General features: G+C 62.7%; 13 protein-coding genes. 7 read left to right on the top strand and 6 right to left on the bottom strand.

Annotated features, from left to right (window positions below; all coding sequences use genetic code 11):
* The first annotated feature begins 9 nt into the window (after positions 1–9).
* The 7 genes from J2R80_RS08380 to J2R80_RS08350 all read left to right on the top strand — a co-directional run bounded on the left by J2R80_RS08380 (position 10) and on the right by J2R80_RS08350 (position 11,513).
* Complete coding sequence (locus J2R80_RS08380) at positions 10–1,143, top strand: radical SAM protein (protein WP_225162373.1); 1,134 nt, start codon at positions 10–12, stop codon at positions 1,141–1,143.
* Positions 1,144–1,160: 17 nt separating this feature from the next.
* Positions 1,161–2,342 (top strand): glycosyltransferase family 4 protein, encoded by a 1,182-nt coding sequence (locus J2R80_RS08375; RefSeq protein ID WP_253588582.1) that lies wholly within the window; start codon positions 1,161–1,163, stop codon positions 2,340–2,342.
* A gap of 93 nt (positions 2,343–2,435) precedes the next feature.
* Positions 2,436–3,785 (top strand): O-antigen ligase, encoded by a 1,350-nt coding sequence (locus J2R80_RS08370; RefSeq protein WP_253588581.1) that lies wholly within the window; start codon positions 2,436–2,438, stop codon positions 3,783–3,785.
* Between the two features lie 64 nt (positions 3,786–3,849).
* Entirely contained in the window at positions 3,850–5,064 is a 1,215-nt protein-coding gene (locus J2R80_RS08365; RefSeq protein ID WP_253638362.1) for a glycoside hydrolase family 5 protein, read from the top strand.
* A 366-nt stretch (positions 5,065–5,430) separates the two neighbouring features.
* Positions 5,431–6,873, top strand: coding sequence for a hypothetical protein (locus tag J2R80_RS08360; RefSeq protein ID WP_253588579.1), 1,443 nt, complete (start codon positions 5,431–5,433; stop codon positions 6,871–6,873).
* A 577-nt stretch (positions 6,874–7,450) separates the two neighbouring features.
* Positions 7,451–10,099: a type I secretion system permease/ATPase gene (locus J2R80_RS08355; RefSeq protein ID WP_253638361.1), complete on the top strand. Its 2,649-nt coding sequence runs from the start codon at positions 7,451–7,453 to the stop codon at positions 10,097–10,099.
* Positions 10,086–11,513, top strand: coding sequence for an HlyD family type I secretion periplasmic adaptor subunit (locus J2R80_RS08350; RefSeq protein ID WP_057021159.1), 1,428 nt, complete (start codon positions 10,086–10,088; stop codon positions 11,511–11,513). Before J2R80_RS08355 ends, J2R80_RS08350 begins: the two co-directional genes overlap by 14 nt.
* 124 nt (positions 11,514–11,637) lie before the next feature.
* Here J2R80_RS08350 and J2R80_RS08345 read toward each other — a convergent pair whose 3' ends face one another.
* The 6 genes from J2R80_RS08345 to J2R80_RS08320 all read right to left on the bottom strand — a co-directional run bounded on the left by J2R80_RS08345 (position 11,638) and on the right by J2R80_RS08320 (position 19,170).
* Entirely contained in the window at positions 11,638–14,499 is a 2,862-nt protein-coding gene (locus tag J2R80_RS08345; RefSeq protein WP_253638360.1) for a hypothetical protein, read from the bottom strand.
* Between the two features lie 123 nt (positions 14,500–14,622).
* Entirely contained in the window at positions 14,623–15,237 is a 615-nt protein-coding gene (locus tag J2R80_RS08340; protein ID WP_057021157.1) for a DsrE family protein, read from the bottom strand.
* 35 nt (positions 15,238–15,272) lie between these two features.
* The gene (locus J2R80_RS08335; RefSeq protein WP_225643109.1) at positions 15,273–15,866 is read right to left on the bottom strand and encodes a hypothetical protein; all 594 of its coding nucleotides are present in this window, start codon (positions 15,864–15,866) and stop codon (positions 15,273–15,275) included.
* 32 nt (positions 15,867–15,898) lie between these two features.
* On the bottom strand, positions 15,899–16,903 hold the full coding sequence (locus tag J2R80_RS08330; protein WP_057021156.1) for a TAXI family TRAP transporter solute-binding subunit: 1,005 nt from the start codon (positions 16,901–16,903) through the stop codon (positions 15,899–15,901).
* Positions 16,904–17,116: 213 nt separating this feature from the next.
* Positions 17,117–18,505, bottom strand: coding sequence for a sensor histidine kinase (locus J2R80_RS08325; RefSeq protein WP_253638359.1), 1,389 nt, complete (start codon positions 18,503–18,505; stop codon positions 17,117–17,119).
* A complete protein-coding gene (locus J2R80_RS08320) occupies positions 18,505–19,170 on the bottom strand; it encodes a response regulator transcription factor (protein WP_076834811.1) in 666 nt (221 codons plus the stop codon). Before J2R80_RS08320 ends, J2R80_RS08325 begins: the two co-directional genes overlap by 1 nt.
* Between the last annotated feature and the right edge of the window lie 30 nt (positions 19,171–19,200).

Here is a 19,200-nt window from a genome sequence, read left to right as displayed (position 1 = left end):
GGATTGCAAATGGACCTCACCGTAATCTCCACGTTTCGTTGCAACTCGAGATGCCAGATGTGTTACATCTGGAAGAATCCGACCGATCCAAAGGAAGAGGTCACGCTCGAGACCCTGGCGAAACTTCCTGCGGGGTTCGATAATCTCAATATCTCCGGCGGAGAGCCGACCCTGCGGAAGGATCTGGCCGAGATGGTGGACCTGCTCCACCCAAAGGCCCGGATCATAGAGATCAGCTCGAACGGCCTGCATCCCGAGCGTCTCCTGCCCATCGTCAAGAAGCACCCGAAGATCAAGGTTCGTTTCAGCCTCGAGGGTGACGCGACCACCAGCGACTGCATCCGCGGCGAGAAGGACGGCTACGCCACGAAGGTCGCCGGACTTCGCATGCTGCAGGAGGCAGGTGGGCAAGACCTGGGATTCGCCTTCGTCATCCAGGATGAGAATGTGGCGCAGCTCGTTCGAACCTATGAACTGGCGCGTTCGATGGGGTTCGAACTTGCGACATCGACGCTGCACAACGCGTGGCAATTCTACAAGAACGACAATTATTTCTATGAACGCGTCGCGGTGGCCCGGCAAGTCGAAGGGCTTATCACTGCGATGCTCAAGAGCAACAAGCCGAAGAACTGGTTTCGCGCCTACCTGAATCTGGGCTTGATCGAAAAGATCCTCGGCCACCCACGGTTGATCCGCTGCAGCGCGGGGACGGATTTCGCATTCATCGACCCATGGTCCGATGTGTGGGCCTGCAACGTGCGGTCGGACCTGCCGCTCGGTAATTTGGCGCGCCAGTCCTGGAGCGAGATCATGGCCAGTGACACGGCCAAGAACTCCGTCGCCAAGGTTCACGCTTGCCAACAGAACTGCTGGATGGTGACGACCGCGCGCACGGCAATGCGCTCAACGCTGATTCCGCAGGCACCGAAGATGGGGCCGCTCATCTGGGTGCTGAAGAACAAGCTGAAGGTCGAGCTCGGCCGACCGATCTGTTTCGATCAATACATTGATTATTCCAATGTCGCGCCTACTCCGCGCGTCCAGCGAACGTCATTCCTCAACGAAAAGCAAAAGGCACGGTTGGTGCGCGGGAGAGACACGGCCGACGCCCGATATCCACTCAAGGAATTTATCAATAACTAATTCGACAGGAGGGTGCAGTGAGTGCGGATCATCTGGTACTGCGGGTGATCATGCTTGGCTTGCGTGGATTTCCCAATGTGCAGGGAGGAGTGGAAGTTCACGCGGAGCACCTGTGCCCCCATCTCAAGGAACTGGGCTGCGATGTCGAGGTAATCGTTCGCTCCTCCTATATGCCGCCTGATCGCGGCGACGAGTGGCACGGCGTACGCTACCAGCGGGTATGGTGTCCGAAGACCTCGGGTCTTGAGACAATCGTCCATTCGTTCCTCGGGGTGCTTGTCGCTGCATGGCAGCGGCCGGACGTGCTGCACATCCAGGCCATCGGACCGGCCCTGATGGCGCCACTCGCGCGATTGCTGGGACTGCATGTTGTGGTGACGCACCACGGCCCGGATTACGAACGGGAGAAATGGGGCCGATTGGCCAGGATGGCCCTGCGCGCCGGCGAGGCCTGGGGCATGCGATTTTCCGATGGCCGCATCGTCATCTCCCAGACCATCCGAAAGCTGGTGCGGGAAAAGTACGGCCTGAATTCGGACCTCATTCCAAACGGCGTCACCTTGCCCGACGTGCCGAAAAGCACTTCGGTGCTGGACAAGCTTGGGCTTACGCCGGGACGATATGTGTTGATGGTGGGCCGGCTGGTGCCGGAGAAGCGGCACACCGACCTGATTCAGGCCTTTGCCGATGCCAGGCTCACCGGATGGAAGCTCGTGTTCGTCGGCGCCTCCGAGCATCCAGACGCCTATACCGAGATGCTTGCGGCACGCGCTGGGGCGACTGCTGGGGTCATCATGGCGGGCTTCCAGTGCGGCCTCGCACTGCGGGAGCTATACGCCCACGCAGGCATTTTCGTTCTGCCATCCTCGCACGAAGGCTTGCCGATCGCGCTGCTGGAAGCTCTGAGCTTCGGATTGCCCGTGGTGGCCAGTGACATTCCTGCTCACCTGGAGATCGGATTGAATGACGCGCACTATTTTCATGTGGGAGATGTATCAGCGCTCGCGGATCGCCTGGCATCGTTTGCACATAGTCCGTGGCCGTTGGAGTTGCGGGAGAAGACGCGCAACTGGTTGGCCGAACGGGAAGACTGGCGCTCTATCGCAGAGCGCACTCTCGGATGCTATCGCAGGGCGATTGAACCTCGTCGAGGCGGTCCTCATGCGCGGTCCCGGACGGCGCCGCCCAGCACCGCCTAGCGAGCTGCGCACGCGGCGCATCGGCCAACGCGCGATTCCCGTCCCGCAATTGAGGTATCGCCTCAAACCGATCGAACCAAAGCGACGTTCAAGATGAATATGCTTCTGCTGTATTTCCTCATCTATACGTTCTTTCGATCGATCTCCAACGGCCTCGACCGTCTGTCCGGGACGAGCTTTTCCATGATCCTGTCGCTCACCGTCATCGGGATCGGTGTTGTGGCCGCCTGGCACGCGCGACATGTCAGGATACATAAAAGACTGTTCGTGCTCTTGATAGCCATGTCCGTCTTTGTTGCTGCTTGCATCCTGTCTTTTGTCACCAATGGCTTCGGAGCCGGCAAGATCGTCAACCAGTATGCCGCCTTGTACGAGATGTTCAGGTACGTGCACCTGATCATGTTCGTCACACTACTTGCTGCCCTTTATCGTCATCCGGATTTTTGCCCGCGCCTCCATCGTGTTTATATGTGGCTGTTGTTCATCATTTCCGCGGTGGGGCTCGGTCAATACCTGACCGGTCATGCAGAGCTCGTCACGCAATACGACAAGTTTGAACGGGTGGCGGGTCTTTCTTCGCACCCCGTACCCTACAGCCTGGAGATCGTGCTGACCTTTTTCGTTTGCGAGCTGTCGCGACGGAAAATGCGCCTTCCCATTCAGCACTTTCACCTCGCGGTGTACTTGCTGTTTGTTGTTGCCCTGGTCCTTTCTGCTTCAAGGACCGGCGTCGCGCTGCTCGGGGTGGCCCTCAGCGTATACCTCTTCATCCAGAGGCCTCGCCTCCTTCCCGCGTTCGCGGCAGCATTCGCGATCCTCCTATGGCTGTCTCCATTTGGAGAGTTGTTTTCGGACCTGAAGACCGTTCCGGACTACATCATGAACGGCGAATATGTGGTGTGGGACTGGCAAACCGCGGTGACCTCGGTCCATTGGCGCATTCACCACTGGTACTATCTGTCCACGCTTGGGTTGGAACGAGCATGGATCGGATATGGCCCCGGTCAAACCCCGATCTACAGTCCGTTCCTTCTGCAGGCACACAATCAGTTCGTGGAGATATTCTTCGATACGGGCATGGTAGGCCTGATCTCCTTTGCCGCGTTTTGGTTCAGCCTTCCGCTGGCTGCAATGTCCGACCGGCGACGGATCATCAACACATTCGGAAAGAAATCAGCGGAAGCCGGAATTCTGCACTTCTGGGTTGCGATCTTTGTCGGCGTGACGCTGGTTGCATTACTCGATCAAAGCTTTAACCGGGAAACAGTGGCGTTCTCGCATTTGATCGTCACCGTTTTCATCGTCCTGTCTCAGCCGGAAGCGGTCACCGCGCGAAACCCCGGATGGTCCTTCCGCCAGCTTTTGATGACCGCCGGTTCGCCGGCCAGCGCAGCATTTGGAGAACGTAACCTTGCAGTCGCGGAAGAACGGCGTTCCACCTAGATCTCGACCTGGATTGAGCCGGCGTCACGCACTTCGGGCCGCCGCCTGCGCGGCTGCGTACGGCGTGACGCGATCGCCGGTCTTCGGACAGCCAACCGCCGCGCCGTCCCTTGATCGCCAGTCGGACGTCGCGTTCACGTCGTCGCACGACCGCCTGCGCGGCATAAACATCCAGCAGCCTTTCGCGCATTGGCAGAAAGGTGAGCCCTGGAACATCCGCAGGGGCTGGGACAGCTGGATGCCGAAACAGCGGCTCGAAAGAATCGCTGCCAGCGGAGTCGACTTCCTGCGCATCTGTGTCGATCCAGCGCCGCTACTCGCTGTCGAGACCAAGGCCGATTTGACCTCAGGCATCGAAACTGTCCTTCGATCGGTCGACGCCGTCCTTCAGGCCGGCATGAAGGTGTTATTCGACGTTCACGTCAGTACGGAGGACGAGGACTGGAACATTCAGACGTTGACCGATGGACTCGCAGGCCCGCATTTCCTGCGTCTTGTCGAAGTAGAGACGAGCATCGCAGCGGCATTGCAGACGAGATATGCCCCCCAGTCGGTCGCGTTGGAGCTGTTCAATGAACCGCCGCCGCCGTCGGATTTCAGCTCCAAGACGGCTTGGGCGGAACAGCTCAAACATCTTTACGACGCAGTACGATCAGCCGCTCCGAAACACACGCTGCTACTTTCAGGAATGAATTACGCGAGCATCGATGGTCTGCTCTCGATCGACGTAAAGGCCTTCGACGCGAATACGATATTCGTTTTTCACTACTACGAGCCGTTCATATTCACTCTTCAGGGCGTCAATCTATCCTATAGCAAATATTTGCATCGCCTCCAGTTTCCCCCGCAACCCGGCGACCGCGCTCGGGCGATCGAGCGAGCGATAGGTCTGTTGAAATCGGATGAGCAAACCTCCGTGTTGCGAAAGGAGTACCTTGTCCAGCAGCTGATGAGCGGCGCCGATCAATATTTCAATGTCCCTCAGGATATCGAGTTCATCCGTCGCAGAGTGGGCGAGGTCGCCGCTTGGTCCGACCAGAACAAGGTCGATCGCAAGCGCATCATGTGCGGTGAGTTCGGATGTTTTGGCGACTTCGCCGGTCGCACCGGTGCCGCGTTATCGGATCGGGCGATGTGGTTGCAGTCGGTGCGTCAAGCCGTCGAGGACAACGGATTTGGCTGGTGCGTTCACGACCTTGATGAGTCGTTTCGCATCACCAGCGACAACGGCGCATTTATCCCAGAGCTCTTGGCAGCGCTCGGTCTGCGCAAGCCATGAGACCGTAGGCTGAGCCAGGCGAAGCCGACGCGACGTTGCAGAAATCAAATATGGCGTGAAACCGACCACCGCGGCAAATGTCAGCGGAAAATCGCCCATGTGGAGCAAATGCCGGTCAGGTATACGTGTGTATAAATCACACTTTGAAAGTTTTTTTGCCATTTTTGATTATTAACCAACCGGCTCAGCAGTCGGGGGGGCCAACTTCCAAAAAACCCACTGCTTGAAATCTCCTCGCGGTTCGAGGCTGCAAGTCATTGGAATCTGTTCGCGACTGAAGTCGCGAGCATGCAATCTGTCGCACATCCCTGATGCGCGGCAGCGGAATTCCTCGTCCTTAAATCTGGTCTGCAATGGAGAACTAAAGTGGCGCTGACCGATGTCACCTATCAAAATACGCCTGGCAACAGCGAAGGGTTTCCGCTTGGCGTTCCCACAAGCTATTCCTGGTACGGCGGGAGCACCGGCCATACAGGTAGCACCCCGCCCTCCAATTTCACCGCCGTCACAGGGTGGGGACAGGTCTATCCCCAATCCGGGGCAAGCAACGATTCTAATCCGGCCAACGTCCAGATCGCGAACTTCCAGACGTGGGTGCATCTGAAAACTGGCGGCTGGTCTCTCGTGCAAGATCAGGCGACGGACCCGATCGCCGGATCTCAGTTTCTCGCTGACTTTTCCGGAAACACGAACTCTGCCTGGAGCGTGACAAGGCAGGCGGACGGCAGCGCGATGGGCGCTGCGCCCCTCAGCGGATACAACGACCATTTCTGGCCGGGCTCGCGCGGCACCTATTCTGCCGGAACGGTCGATGGCGTCTATGTCCAGGCCGATATGAGGACCACTGATCCGAACGAGCATCTCGTTGCCGATCTGGGAGCTGATTGGTGGTCGAACTCGACGGCCGCATACGTCGATGGCTTCTCCAACAATCCCGGTGCCGGGATGAGCGATTGGGTCGCACTGACGACGAACTACAAGACCCTTTACTTCACCTCGATGACTTCTGCGCAGTTGCAGGCCGATCTGCCGCCTCCGCTGAAGGGCACCTCTTCGCCGACGACGCCCACGACACCGACGACGCCGACGACGCCGACCGATCCCACGATACCGGCGCAGCCGACGACGCCGACCGACCCCACGACGCCGACAACCCCCACGACTCCAAGCGTGACCGCACCGGTGCTCGACGTCGCGGACAAGTCGCTCTGGGTGGCCGGCAGAGGCGGTCAGGTCGACCTGGGGACGACCATTACGACGACCGACCCCAACGATAACCTCACCCTCAGTATCATGGGATTGCCGCGATACGAGACGATCACGACCGGCGACGGCACGACGCTCAGGGGCAACAACATCACCCTGACGTCCGCGCAGGTCGACAGCGGACTGACGCTGACATCGTACTACAGGGGCAATGCTCATCCGGTCGCGAACCTCACGCTGACCGCGAGCGCTATGGATCCGACCACCGGCGCTGTGATGTCGTCGGACCCGCAGACGATCCGCGTGACGGATCCCCGGCCGTCCAGCTGGACTGGCGGAAACGCAGGGAGCTGGGCAAACCACGGCTTTGCGCAGTTGCAGCAGCAGATGGGCGACACCAGCACCCTGGCGAACACAGCATCGCAGACGACCGGTTGGGCCGATCAAGGCGCGCGAGCGTCCCAGGCAAGCCAGGGCTTTGCGCTGCTGAACCAGTATCTGGCCGGCAGCTCCGGTCGGGTCGACGCTGGTCAGATCGCGGCGGCCATGTCGAATGCGAACAGCTGGACGCACAACTCGTTCCTGAGCAAACCTCAGGGTTGATCCGGCTACTGCACCCGGGGGCTCTGCGCCCGGGTGCAGTACCATCAACGTGTTGGGAGTCGGAAACGGGCGGTCGATCGCGGACGGTAACGGCGAAGGGACTGCCACGCGCGGGTCTTGGTCTCGGTTGGCTTCATCGCTCGCATCTGTTTCCAAGCGATCAAAATGCGTGCTGGCGCAACAGCTTCGGGTATGCGGCAAATTTGCGCGCAACATAACGGTGCAAAAATCAAGATTTGAAACTTTTTTCGCCATTTTTGCGCATTAACGAACCGGTTCAGCAGTCGGGGGGCAGGTCTAAAATCCCACTGCTTTGAAATCCCCTCGCGGTTCGAGGCCCTAGTGCTTTGATGTTGCTTGCGCCTTTTTGGCTGCGAGCGAGCGGTATGTCGCATGCTCTGTCGATGCGCGGCATTGGAATTCCCAGTCTTTGGAAATGCATGAGAAGGAACACTAACGCGGCCGGGTAGCCGCGAAGGGTTGAGTAAGAATGGCGATCCAGAACGGAAATGCCCCCGCCGCAGATCTAGGGCTTCGCGCGCTAGCTCTGTTCCTGCGCCTCCATGGCGTGAATACCGTGCCGGACCAGCTCCGCGATCGTTGCGGGAGCGACGAGATCGGCGTCCGCGCGATGCTTCGCTGCGCGCGCGAATTCGGGGTCAAGGTCCGCTCGCGGACAATGGATTGGACCCGCCTAGCGGGTACCCAGCTGCCCGGAATCGCCTCGCTACGTGACGGCGGATTTCTGCTGCTGGGCAAGATCGACGACCAGGTGGCGCTTGTGCTGCACCCGACCTCGCCGCATCCGAGCCGGATGACGCGCGCAGAATTCGAAGCGATCTGGGATGGCGGTTTGATCTGTGCTGGATCACAGAGCTTCGCGCAGCGCGCACGTCATGCATTTGCCGGCATCCGCACGCGCTCGTTTGACCTGGGCGCCGGCCTGATGCACCGCGCCGGCGAGGGCCTGATGCGTGCCCGTGACGGCCTCACGAAGAGCTTCTTGGCGATGAGACCTGGCATCCTGATGCGCGGGACTCGCGACGATGCCGCAATCCATGCGGCGAACACAAACACCGAATCCCCGGCCGCCGGCGTCGAATCCGAACATGACGATGAATCCGGGCTCATTGCGCTGGCGATCTTGCTGCGTTGCCATGGCATCGCTGCCGACCCCGGCCAAATTCGTCACCGGATCGGCGCGGCGCGCCTCGGCGTTACTGAAATCCTGCGCTGCGCCAAGGATTTCGGACTCAAGGCAAAGGTGCAGAGGACGAGCTGGAACAGGCTTGCCGTCACCCCGCTGCCGGGAATTGCGGTGCTGCGCGACGGCAGCTTCCTGATCCTCGGCAAGGTTATCGACGACAAGCTTCTCGTTCAGCGCCCGCTGTCTCCGCGGCCCGAAGCAATCACCCAGGCCCAACTCGAGGCGATCTGGGACGGCGGCATCATCCTGATGGCCCGGCGCGCCAGCCTGACCGACCTCGCGCGGCGCTTCGATATCTCCTGGTTCGTCGGCGCCATGCAAAAGTATCGTCGCCTGCTCGGCGAGGTGCTGGCGGCGTCGTTCTTCCTTCAGATCTTCGCCGTTGTCTCGCCGCTGTTCTTCCAGGTGGTGATCGACAAGGTGCTCGTGCATCGAAGCATGAGCACGCTCGACGTGCTGGTCGTCGGGCTTGTCGTACTGACCGTGTTCGAGGCCGTTCTCGAGACGCTGCGCGTCTATCAGTTCGCGCATACGACAAACCGTATCGACGTCGAGCTCGGCGCCAGGCTGTTCCGTCACCTGCTGGCGCTGCCGATCGCCTATTTCCAGACCCGCCGCGTCGGCGATTCGGTGGCGCGCGTCCGCGAGCTCGAGAACATCCGCCAGTTCCTGACCAGCTCGGCGCTCACGCTGGTGATCGATCTGCTGTTCACCGTCGTCTTCCTTGCGGTGATGTTCTATTACTCGACGACGTTGACGTGGATCGTGCTGGCGTCCTTCCCGCTCTACATCGGCATCTCCGCGGGAGCCGCGCCGCTGTTCCGTCGACGCCTCGACGAGAAATTCAATCGCGGCTCCGAGAACCAGGCCTTCCTGGTCGAGAGCGTCACCGGTATCGAGACGCTGAAGGCCATGGCGGTCGAGCCGCAGATGCAACGCCGCTGGGAGGAGCAGCTCGCCGGCTATGTGTCCGCAAGCTTCCGCGTGCTCAGCCTGAACAACACGGCGAGCCAGGCGGTCCAGATGATCAACAAGCTGGTCATCGCCGCGACCCTTTACTTCGGCGCCCGCCTGGTGGTCAGCGGGGACCTGACTGTCGGTGAGCTCGTCGCGTTCAACATGCTGGCCGCGCGTGTCAGCGCGCCGGTTCTGCGACTCGCGCAGATCTGGCAGGACTTCCATCAGGCCCGCCTGTCGATCGATCGTCTCGGCGACATCCTCAACACCATTCCCGAGCCGAGCTTCACGCCGGCCCGCGCGGCGCTGCCACCGATCCGCGGTCAGGTCAAATTCGAGCACGCGACTTTCCGCTACCGCATCGACGGCCCCGAGGTGCTGCACGACGTGTCCTTCAGCGTCGAGCCAGGCCAGGTCATCGGCATCGTGGGTTCGTCGGGCTCGGGCAAGAGCACCATCACCAAGCTGATCCAGCGTCTCTATGTCCCGGAAAGCGGGCGCGTGCTCGTCGACGGCGTCGACCTCGCGATGGTCGATCTGAGCTGGCTGCGGCGCCAGATCGGCGTCGTGTTGCAGGAGAACGTACTGTTCAACTGCACGGTTCGCGACAACATCGCGCTGGCCGATCCGGCGATGCCGATGGAGCGCGTCATCGAAGCGGCGGAGCTAGCCGGCGCCCACGACTTCATCCTCGAACTGCCGGAGGGTTACGACACCGTCGTGGGTGAGCGCGGCAGCAGCCTGTCCGGCGGGCAGCGCCAGCGAATCGCAATCGCGCGTGCACTCATCACCGATCCACGCATCCTGATCCTGGACGAGGCGACCAGCGCGCTGGACTACGAAAGCGAGCGCGCGATCCAGCAGAACATGAGGCGGATTTCCGCCGGCCGGACCGTGTTCGTCATCGCCCACCGGCTGTCGACGGTGCGCAATGCAAGCCGGATCATCACCCTCGAGCATGGCCGCATCGTCGAGGACGGCAGCCATGACGAGCTGATCCGCACCAACGGCCGCTACGCCAACCTCCATTATCTGCAGGCCGGTATCCATGACGTCCGCTAGCCGCAATGTCGTCGCGTTCCCGAGACGCGAACCTCGCCGCCGCGAGCACGAAATCGCCTTTCTGCCGGCGGCGCTCGAGATCGCCGAATCGCCGCCGTCGCCGATCGGGCGCGCGATCGGGGCCTGCATCATCGCCGCGTTCTGCATCGCGCTGTTGTGGGCGACGCTCGGCAGCGTCGATATCGTCGCCAGCGCGACCGGCAAGATCGTGCCGGGCGGGCGCACCAAGCTGATCCAGCCGTTCGAGACCGGTGTGGTCCGCGCCATCCGCGTCCGCGACGGCCAGAGCGTCAAGGCCGGCGACGTCCTGATCGAGCTGGACCCGACAATGACGGAAGCCGACCAGGAACGCCAGAAGAGCGATCTGCTTGCAGCCGAGCTGGACGTCGCGCGGCTGCGCGCCGCGCTGGCCGCAGACCCGCTCGCGGCCTTCCGGCCGCCGCAAAACGCAAGTGCGGCCGAAATCGAGATGCATCGCCAGTTCCTGATCAGCCAGCGCGCCGAACAGAGCGCAAAGCTTTCTGAAATCGAGCGTCAGCAGGGGCAGAAGGAGGCGGAACGGGCGACCACATCGGCGAGCGTCGACAAGCTGGAGGCGACGATCCCGGTACTGAAGGAGCGCGTCGACATCCGCAAGGGTCTCGTCGAGAAGGCATTGGCGTCGAAGGTCGTCTATCTCTCCGAATATCAGGAACTGGTCGCCATGCAGCAGGACCTCGTCCTGCAGCAGAGCCGGCTGCGCGAAGCCGATGCGGCGATCGCGCTGCTGAAGGAGACCAAGGACAAGACTGCCGCGGAGTATCGCCGCGCGACCTATGATGCTCTTGCGAAGGCCGAGCAGAAAGCTGCGAGCGCCGCGCAGGAGGTGGTCAAGGCGGATCGGCGAACGAAACTGCAGAGCCTGACCGCACCGGTCGACGGCGTCGTGCAGCAGCTTGCCGTTCATACGGTGGGCGGCGTGGTGACGCCCGCTCAGGCGCTGGCCGTCGTGGTCCCGAGCGAGAGCCAGCTCGAGATCGAGGCCATGCTGTCGAACCGCGACATCGGCTTCGTGCATCCCGGCCAGAAGGCGGAGATCAAGGTCGATACGTTCAACTTCACCCGGTACGGGCTGCTTCATGGCGATGTGCTCAGCGTGTCGACGGATGCCATCACGCGCGACAAGCAACAGGGCAACCCCAATGACCGGACATTGGGCGCGGCGCAGAGCAGCAGCGAGCCTAAAGGTCAGGAGCTGGAATACGCCGCGCGCGTTTCGCTCGACCGGACGCACATGCAAATCGAGGACAAGCTCGTCAAGCTCGGGCCGGGCATGGCGGTGACGGTCGAAATCAAGACCGGCACGCGCAGGATCATCAGCTACCTGCTGTCGCCGCTGGCACGCTACCGGCAGGAAGCCCTGCGCGAACGCTAAAGCGAAGCCCGTCGCCGGACGTTGCGGCCGGGCGGGGCGCCACGCGCGTGAGAGCGAAGCTCGTCGCGGTGGCGCCCGTCGTTAGGACGATTGCGGTGAAATTGCCGGTGGATTGGCACGTGCGCTATCGGCGCAGCGCTTCCAGACGCGATTTCGCCTCATGGACTCCCGCGGCGTTGGCCTTGGCGTAGAGGTCTTGCGCCCTGCGCTCGTCGCCGCGCGTGCCGTAAGTCCCCCACTTCGCAAGAATCAGGGGATCGTAGGTTTCTGCCAGCGCGAAGCTCGCCTGGGCGCTGCCCATTTCCACGGCGCGCTCGAGTACAAGCCGCGCCGCGCCTATGTCGCCCTGACGCAACAAGGAGCTCGCCCGCGCAACCAACCCTCCGGCTTCCGCAGCCTGCTCGGGAGCAGGCTGGGCAACCGCGCGAGCAGGCGCCGCTCGCGTCTGTTCGGCGGTTGGATTGGTGGCCACTTCGATGGACTTGTCCCGCGCGGTCGCACCGGTCGTCAACGCCGCGCCGTGCGCCTTGCGATCCTCGGCCTCATACGCATGGATTGCGCTCCGCGACAAAGGGAGGTGCTGGGGCTGCACGTCGATCCTGGCGCGCAATTGTCTCAACTCGGCAGCGCTGGCTTCCGCCGCCTGCTTCTGCAGCAAGATTTCCTCGCCTGCCTTTGCCGCCCGCGCCGTCTGGGTCTCGCTGTCGCGATGCGCTGCCGCCAGATCTTGCTCCAGCCGCGCCGACCGCTCACGCTCCTTTTGCAGGTCCGCCGCAGCGCTCTTTCCCACAGCTTGCAGCCGGGACGTTTCCTTGCCCGCTTCGGTCACCAGCACGGCCTTGCTCTCGACGTCACGTCGCGCCGCCGCGAGATCCTGCTCCAGCCGGGCGGACCGCTCACGCTCCTTTTGCAGCTCGGCCGCACCGCTCTTCTCCACCGCCTTCAGCCGGGACGTTTCCTTGCCCGCCTCGGTCACCAGCACGGCCTTGCTCTCGATATCACGGCGCGCCGCCGCAAGATCCTGCTCCAGCCGGGCGGACCGCTCATGCTCCTTTTGCAGCTCGGCCGCACCGCTCTTCTCCACCGCCTTCAGCCGGGACGTTTCCTCGTCTGCTTTCGTCGCCAGCGCCGTCTTGGTCGCGACATCGCGCCGCGCTGCCGCGAGATCCTGCTCCAGCCGGTCGGCCCGCGCCGCTTGCAGTGAGTTCTGCAACTCCGCCGCACCGCTTTCCCTTTCCCGCTTCAGTCGGGCGGTTTCCTCGCCTGCTTTCGTCGCCAGCGCGGTTTGCGTCTCGACATCGCGGCGCGCAGCCGCGAGATCCTGCTCCAGCCGCACCAGTCGCTCACGTTCGTCCGGTGTGGATTTGTGAACCGAAGCCGCGCCGCTCTCGGCCGCCTGCCTGAGCTCCGCTGCTTCTTCACCGGCTTTGCGGGCCTGCGCCTCGAAGGCGTAGATCGTGCTTCGCGTCTGGGAAAGCTCCTGTGTCAGCGCGTCGGCCTTGGCACGCGAGTCCCGCAGCTCGGCGGCCCCGGCCTCCACCGTCCGCTTCTGCCGCAGGGCTTCATCGGCCGCCTTTGCCGCCAGCGCGGTCTGGGTCTCGGCATCACGCCGCGCGACCGCAAGGTCCTGCTCCAGCCTTTCGGACCGCTCTCGCTCCTTTTGCAGGGAGCCCTGCGACTCGGCCGCTCCGCTTTCGCTTTGCTGTTTCAGTCGGGAAACCTCCTCGCCGGCTTTGGTCGCCAGCGCGGCCTGGGTCTCGACGTTGCTGCGGGCAGCCGCAAGGTCCCGCTCCAGCCGTGCGAACCGCTCACCTTCGTCGGGTGTGAATTTGCTGACCGAAGCCGTGCAGCTTGCAACCGCCTGCCTGAGCTCCGTCGCTTCATCTCCGGATTTGCGGACTTGGGCTTCGTATGCGTAGATCGAGCTCCGCGACAGCGAGAGGTCTTGTGCCAGCGCCTCGGCTCGTTCGCGCAATTGCCTGAGCTCGGCAGCTCCGACGTCCGCTGCCTGCTTCTGCCGCAGGGCTTCTTCCTTCGTCGTTGTCGCCAACGCCATCTGGGTCTCGACATCGCGCCGCGCTGCCGCCAGATCCTGCTCCAGCTGCGCGCTCCGCTCGTGCTCCCTTTGCAGGGCCGACTGCAGCTCCGTAGCGCCGCTTTCACGCATCCCCTTCAGCTGGGAAACCTCCTCGCCTGCCTTTGCCGCCAGCGCCGTCTGAGTCTCGACGTTGCGGCGCAATGCCTCGAGATCCTGCTCGAGCCGCGCGGACCGCTCGCGCTCCCGCTGCAGATCCGCCGCGCCACCTTCCGCCGCTGCTTTCAGCCGAGACGCTTCCTCACCCGTTTTTGTCGCCAGCACGGTCTGGGTTTCGACATCACGCCGCGCTGCCGCCAGATCCCGCTCCAGGCGCTCCGCCCGCTCACGCGTCTCTTGCAGGGAGTTCAGCAACTCCGCGCCGCCCTGCGCGGCCTGCTTCTCTTCGGCCGCCTTGTCCGTCAACGCGGCCTGGGCCTCGATATCGCGGCGCGCCGCCGCGAGACTCTGCTCCATCGACTCGGCCCGATAGCGCTCTTGCTCGAGACGTTGCAGCAACTCGATGTCACGTCTTGCATTCGTCAGTTCGCAGGAGAGCGACTCCGCCCAGTTGTATTCCCGTTTCGAGGCCTGCCCCGTGTCGCCGACGCTCGCTTGGGCGACCTGCACCGGTCTGTCATTGCCGCCTCGACCCGGCGGCAAGGCTTCGGGAGCGCCGTTCCTTGCCGCTTCGATGAAAGCGGGACTACCGGCAGCCGCCGAATGCTGCGGTTGCGTCGAAGGGCGCGCCGGATCTGGGGAAGCCCGTGTTTCCGGCGCGCACACCATTGCGAGCATGGCAGCAGTCGTCCACGACAGCGCGGACCGTCCCGCCTTGGGCAGCAGGCGGCGCGACGAATCTGCGATGTCGCAGCCGGCAACTGCCTTGTCCTTGAGGATCACCGGGCCCATCCGCAATCACCTGTCGCGTGGCGACACGATCTGTTGAGGTACGGCATTATGCGCCGTACCGCAGCGCGAAGCCTACAGCCCGCATGGAGGACCCCACCCACCCCTTTCGGGTTAGGCCACAGGTCACGGCTTCACATAGGACCAGCCCTTCTCCTGCAGTTCCATCACGCGCACGACGCCTGACTTCACCACCTCCGCCTGGCGAACAATCGGGATATCCTTGTTCTCGGCCTTGTGCATTTTTTCCTGGGTATTGCCACAGGCCTTGAACGAGACCTCCGGCGTGCTCAGCGCCATTTCCTCGAGACGGGCTTTCACCGGCGAGGTGTCGTCGCGCAGCATGTGCAGGCCGGGTCCGAAGGTGACCACCTCGATCTTTACCTTCTCGCCGAGATCCTTGTAGTATTGCGCAACGTTGACTGCGTTGTTGAGCGCGAGATTCATGGCTGCGGGATCGTTCGTGTTCACCTGCAGGATCAGGTTGTGCGACTTGGCGTTGGATGGAAGCCGGGCGTTGGCGTCGAGAGGAGATCGTTCCCTCTTGTGGGTGGTCGCCTTGCGCGAGATATGAACCCTTTGGACCTTTTCTGAAACGTGCTGATAGTCCGCAGTGCGGTTCGTTGTTGTCGGTGTCCAGTACCGTCCGCCGCCTTGCTCCGCCGCAGCGTATGAAGCGGCCAGGAGCGCCGTTGCGGCTCCGATGATGGTTACCTTCGCAATATGCTGAAACACGCGCATGGATACCTCCTGTTAAAGACACGTTATTGAAATCTCTAGCCGTTGGGTTTTGCGGTCGGTTGTGGCCACCTGCAGGCAGCGGTGATCTTCGCGCGCACCACATCCATCCCGCCCAACGGAAACACCGCATCCAGCGCCGGTCCGGTACGGGGTGCGAGGTGAATATTGAGACCTCCGCCGTCCGGAAGGGACTGCAGCAAGCGAACCACGTCACCGCCGAACGCAACGCCGGTCCCGGACGCAGGCACAGCTGCCGCGACTTGCTGCGGCGGACCGTCGTTGATGCGGTAGGAAATCGCATATCCATCGCCGCGACCGGACACGCGGGAGCCCGCGACGATCAGTTCGCTCCGCCCGCCATGGCAGCGAATCGAAAGCGTCATTGCGCTTTCGCCAGCACCGTCGCGCGATGACGTCGTGGCGGTGGCGACCGGTGAATAGTCGAGCGGTGAAGTCGTCAGGCTGACGACCCAGCTGTTACCCAGGTTCGCCTGGGGCAGCGCCGACGCCCGCGGTGTCTTCTCGGAGCACTCCGGCCGTTCGGAGCGTTCCTTGGCGGAGCAATCGCGGAGCTGAGCGATCTGGCGATATCCTGCCGCCTGCGCCGAAGCAATGCCGCTTGCGAGCAAGACTCCAGCCACCGCGCAGGTCGCCGCGCGTCTCATTGCGATGTATTTGCGGCGGCGCGCGGCTCGCGATCGAGCCACGCTTGCGCTGCGGGGAAGCGCGTCAGGCCGGGAACGGTCGCGGCGAGATTGATCGTCTTCCACTTTTGGTCGAAGCCCGGCTGCTGCAGCTTGTCGATCCGCGAGAACAGATACTCCACGAAGCGCGCAAGGCGCTCATAGCGGTTCGATTTGGCCGGAAAGTTGAAAGCCACCAGGGCGGTCGGCACGGCGATTGTCGTGACGCGCTCGCCCTGCTTGATGAGATTGGGATACTCCGTGGCCTCGAGCGAGGCGGGAAGATAAAAGTCTTCGAACCTCCTGTCATAGGGAACAGGCAGGAACTTGAACCCCGGGTCCCAGCGGCCGCGCACGAAGGCATCCACCGGCTTCGAGGTGATGAAGACGACCGCGGCCATCTCGCCCTTGCGCATCTGCTCGAGCGCGACCTGATGGGGAATGAAGGTTTTTTCCACATCGAGGCCAAGGCGGCTGAAGATCAGCGGCCCCGAATAGGCCGCCGCGGTACCCAGATTATTGAAGTTCACCTTCTTGCCGGCGAGATCGCTCAGGCTTTGGATCTCGGGACGAACGAAGATATGCAGTTCGGACGGAAACAGGTTCAGCACGAAAGCCAGCCGTTGCTGGATATCCGGCACCTGGCTCCTGTATTCCTCGAGCACGTCGGAATTGATGATGGCGGCATCGATGCCGCGCAAATACAGCAGCGAGTTCACATTCTCCGTCGGCCCGCGCGTCACGACCGGCAACACATGCAGCTTGTCGCCATCGTCTACCACGCGGGCGATTTCGGCCGCGAGACGAATGGGCGCGCCCTCGAGCAGGCCCCCGGCGAGGCCGATCGTCCAGGCATTCATCGTCACCTGCGGCTTTTGCGGCGGCGGCTCACGGCGCAATTGACGCGGTGCAGCAGGTTGCGCCTGTGCATCCACATTTGACAGCGGAACGGTCGTGAGCAGCGGAATCAGCAGCGCCAGCATGCGCAACGGGTGCAATTCCCTTTTTGCGGTCTGTCCCATGGGATCTCCGCCCTCGCCGATCGGTGATTTTGTCGTAGTTTCATGCAGTTCATCGGCGCGCGCTATTTCTCCCCATGGGGGAGCCCACTACTCCTTCCGGATTATCCATTGTGCGTGTCCCCACGCCGCGGCAGCGAGGGACCGGTCACCGGCACCAGACATCCGGGATTTCCCTCACTCCAGCCCCGCGCACGGCAGACGTATCGCCACTCGAAGTCCCCCGAGTGGAGACCGGTCCAGGCTAAGGGATCCGGCGTAAAGCTCGGTGAGTTCCCGCGTGATCGACAGCCCGAAGCCGAATCCTGGAGAGCTTTCGTCGAGCCGTTGCCCGGCCTGCACCGCCTGCGACATCTGCTCCGGCGAAAGCCCCGGTCCATCGTCCTCGACGACGAGGACGACACTTCGCGTCTCCTCGCGAGATTCGACGACAACCTTGCTGCCGCACCAGGAGAAGGCGTTCTCCAGCACGTTTCCCAGCATCTCGTCAACGTCCTGCTGTTCGCAGGCTACCGCCAGGCCGGCTGGTATATGATTGACGAAATCGATCGTCTTGTCGGCGTTCACTTTGCCGAGGACGAGACCGAGATCCGCGACGCGTGGCGCGATTACTGTTCTTGTCCGAACCGGACCGCCAAGTGCGGCCGATCGGGCGCGGCCCAGATGATGCCGGATGCGCCGGTCCATTAGGACGACGAGACCGTGAAGATCCTCTGAGCCTGACGATTGCTTCTGCAGCGCGACCGCCAGCGTCGCAAGCGGCGTCTTCAGTCCGTGCGCCAGATTCGAGACGTGTTTGCGCGCCCGCTGCAGGTTGGTGGCGTTCTGAACCAGCAGCGCATTCAGTTCGGTGGCCAATGGCTGCACCTCGCCCGGCTGCGCGTCGGGCACGTTGTCGCGAAGTCCAGCTCTTACATCGGCGACCGCCTGACGAAGTCGTTCGAGGGGACGCAACCCCAGACGAACCTGGATCAGCATCGCTAAGATCAATGCGATGCCGAGCACCGCGAGCGACAAGGCCAACGTGCGCATCGCTTCCCACAACGGCCCGCGCACCGCGTCTCTCGGCGCGGAGGCCACGATCGTGACAGGAGTGCCGGACACCGCGACGTTCAAAATGCGAAAGTGGAGTACGTTGTCGTATGGACCCTTGCCGTCGGCAGGCAGCGGGCGTTCTCGCGGAGGCGGATCTTCGCCGATCGGGGGAGGCGGCGGCGGGGGCGGCAGGGGTCTGTTGCTGATATCGGGAGGAGCCAGATCCGCTCCGTCGAGCGACCGCGACCGCAAGGCGTTCTTTGGCCCCAAAATCTGCCAGTACCAGCCGCGTCGGCGTCGATCGAATGGCGGCCCGTCGGCGGATCCCGCCAGACGAATGTTGCCGGCGCCGTCGGCTTCAAGCATGGACGCGAGGAAGAGGATCTGCGCGTCGAGCCTCTGATCGATCTGCCCCTGCACGAATCGATGCAGCACGAACGATATCAGGATCGCGGCGACGATCAGGGCCGCGGTGATGAACACGCCGGCTCCGATCATGAGGCGCCGGCCGAGCGATGCATTCCGGCTCATCATGGGGATCCCGAGTTGAGCTTGTAGCCGCGGCCCCTTTCGGTCTCGATCAGCGCCTTGCCGACCTTGCGCCGGAGCCGCGCGACGATCACTTCGATGGAATTCGAATCCGTCCCGACGTCGCCCTCATAGACCTTTTCCGACAGCAGGCCCCGCTCGACCACGGTGTCCTTGCGCAGGATCAGGCATTCGAGAACACGCCACTCCAACCCGGTCAGCTTCAACGGCAATCCATCGAGCTCAAACACGCCGGTCTGCGTTTCGAAGCTCAGGGGTCCGCAGGAAATTCGCGGCACAGCATGCCCCGAGGCGCGACGGACCAGCGCGCGAAGGCGCATGACAAGTTCCTCGATCCGGAATGGCTTGGTGAGATAGTCATCGGCCCCGGCCTTGAAGCCTTCCACCTTGTCGGTCCAGCCGTCGCGCGCAGTCAGGATCAGCACCGGCAGGTGCCGGCCCTGCTTCCGCCAACCGCGCAGCACCTCGACGCCGGGCACTTTGGGCAGCCCGAGATCGAGCACCGCGGCATCGTAGGATTCGGTTTCGCCGAGGTGCTGTCCGTCCTCGCCGTTGGCGGCGATGTCGACCGCGAAATTCTCCTCACGCAGGGCTCGGGCAATCTCTTGCGCGAGCAGGCGATCGTCTTCGACCAGAAGGATTTTCATTCGGCTCACACCTCGGACCGGAACTAGGCG

The organism is Bradyrhizobium sp. USDA 4541 (genome assembly GCF_024171085.1).
In the GTDB taxonomy this organism is placed as follows: domain Bacteria; phylum Pseudomonadota; class Alphaproteobacteria; order Rhizobiales; family Xanthobacteraceae; genus Bradyrhizobium; species Bradyrhizobium australafricanum.
The sequence above is the reverse complement of the archived record's forward strand: the minus strand, read 5'-3'. Positions and strand labels throughout refer to the sequence as shown.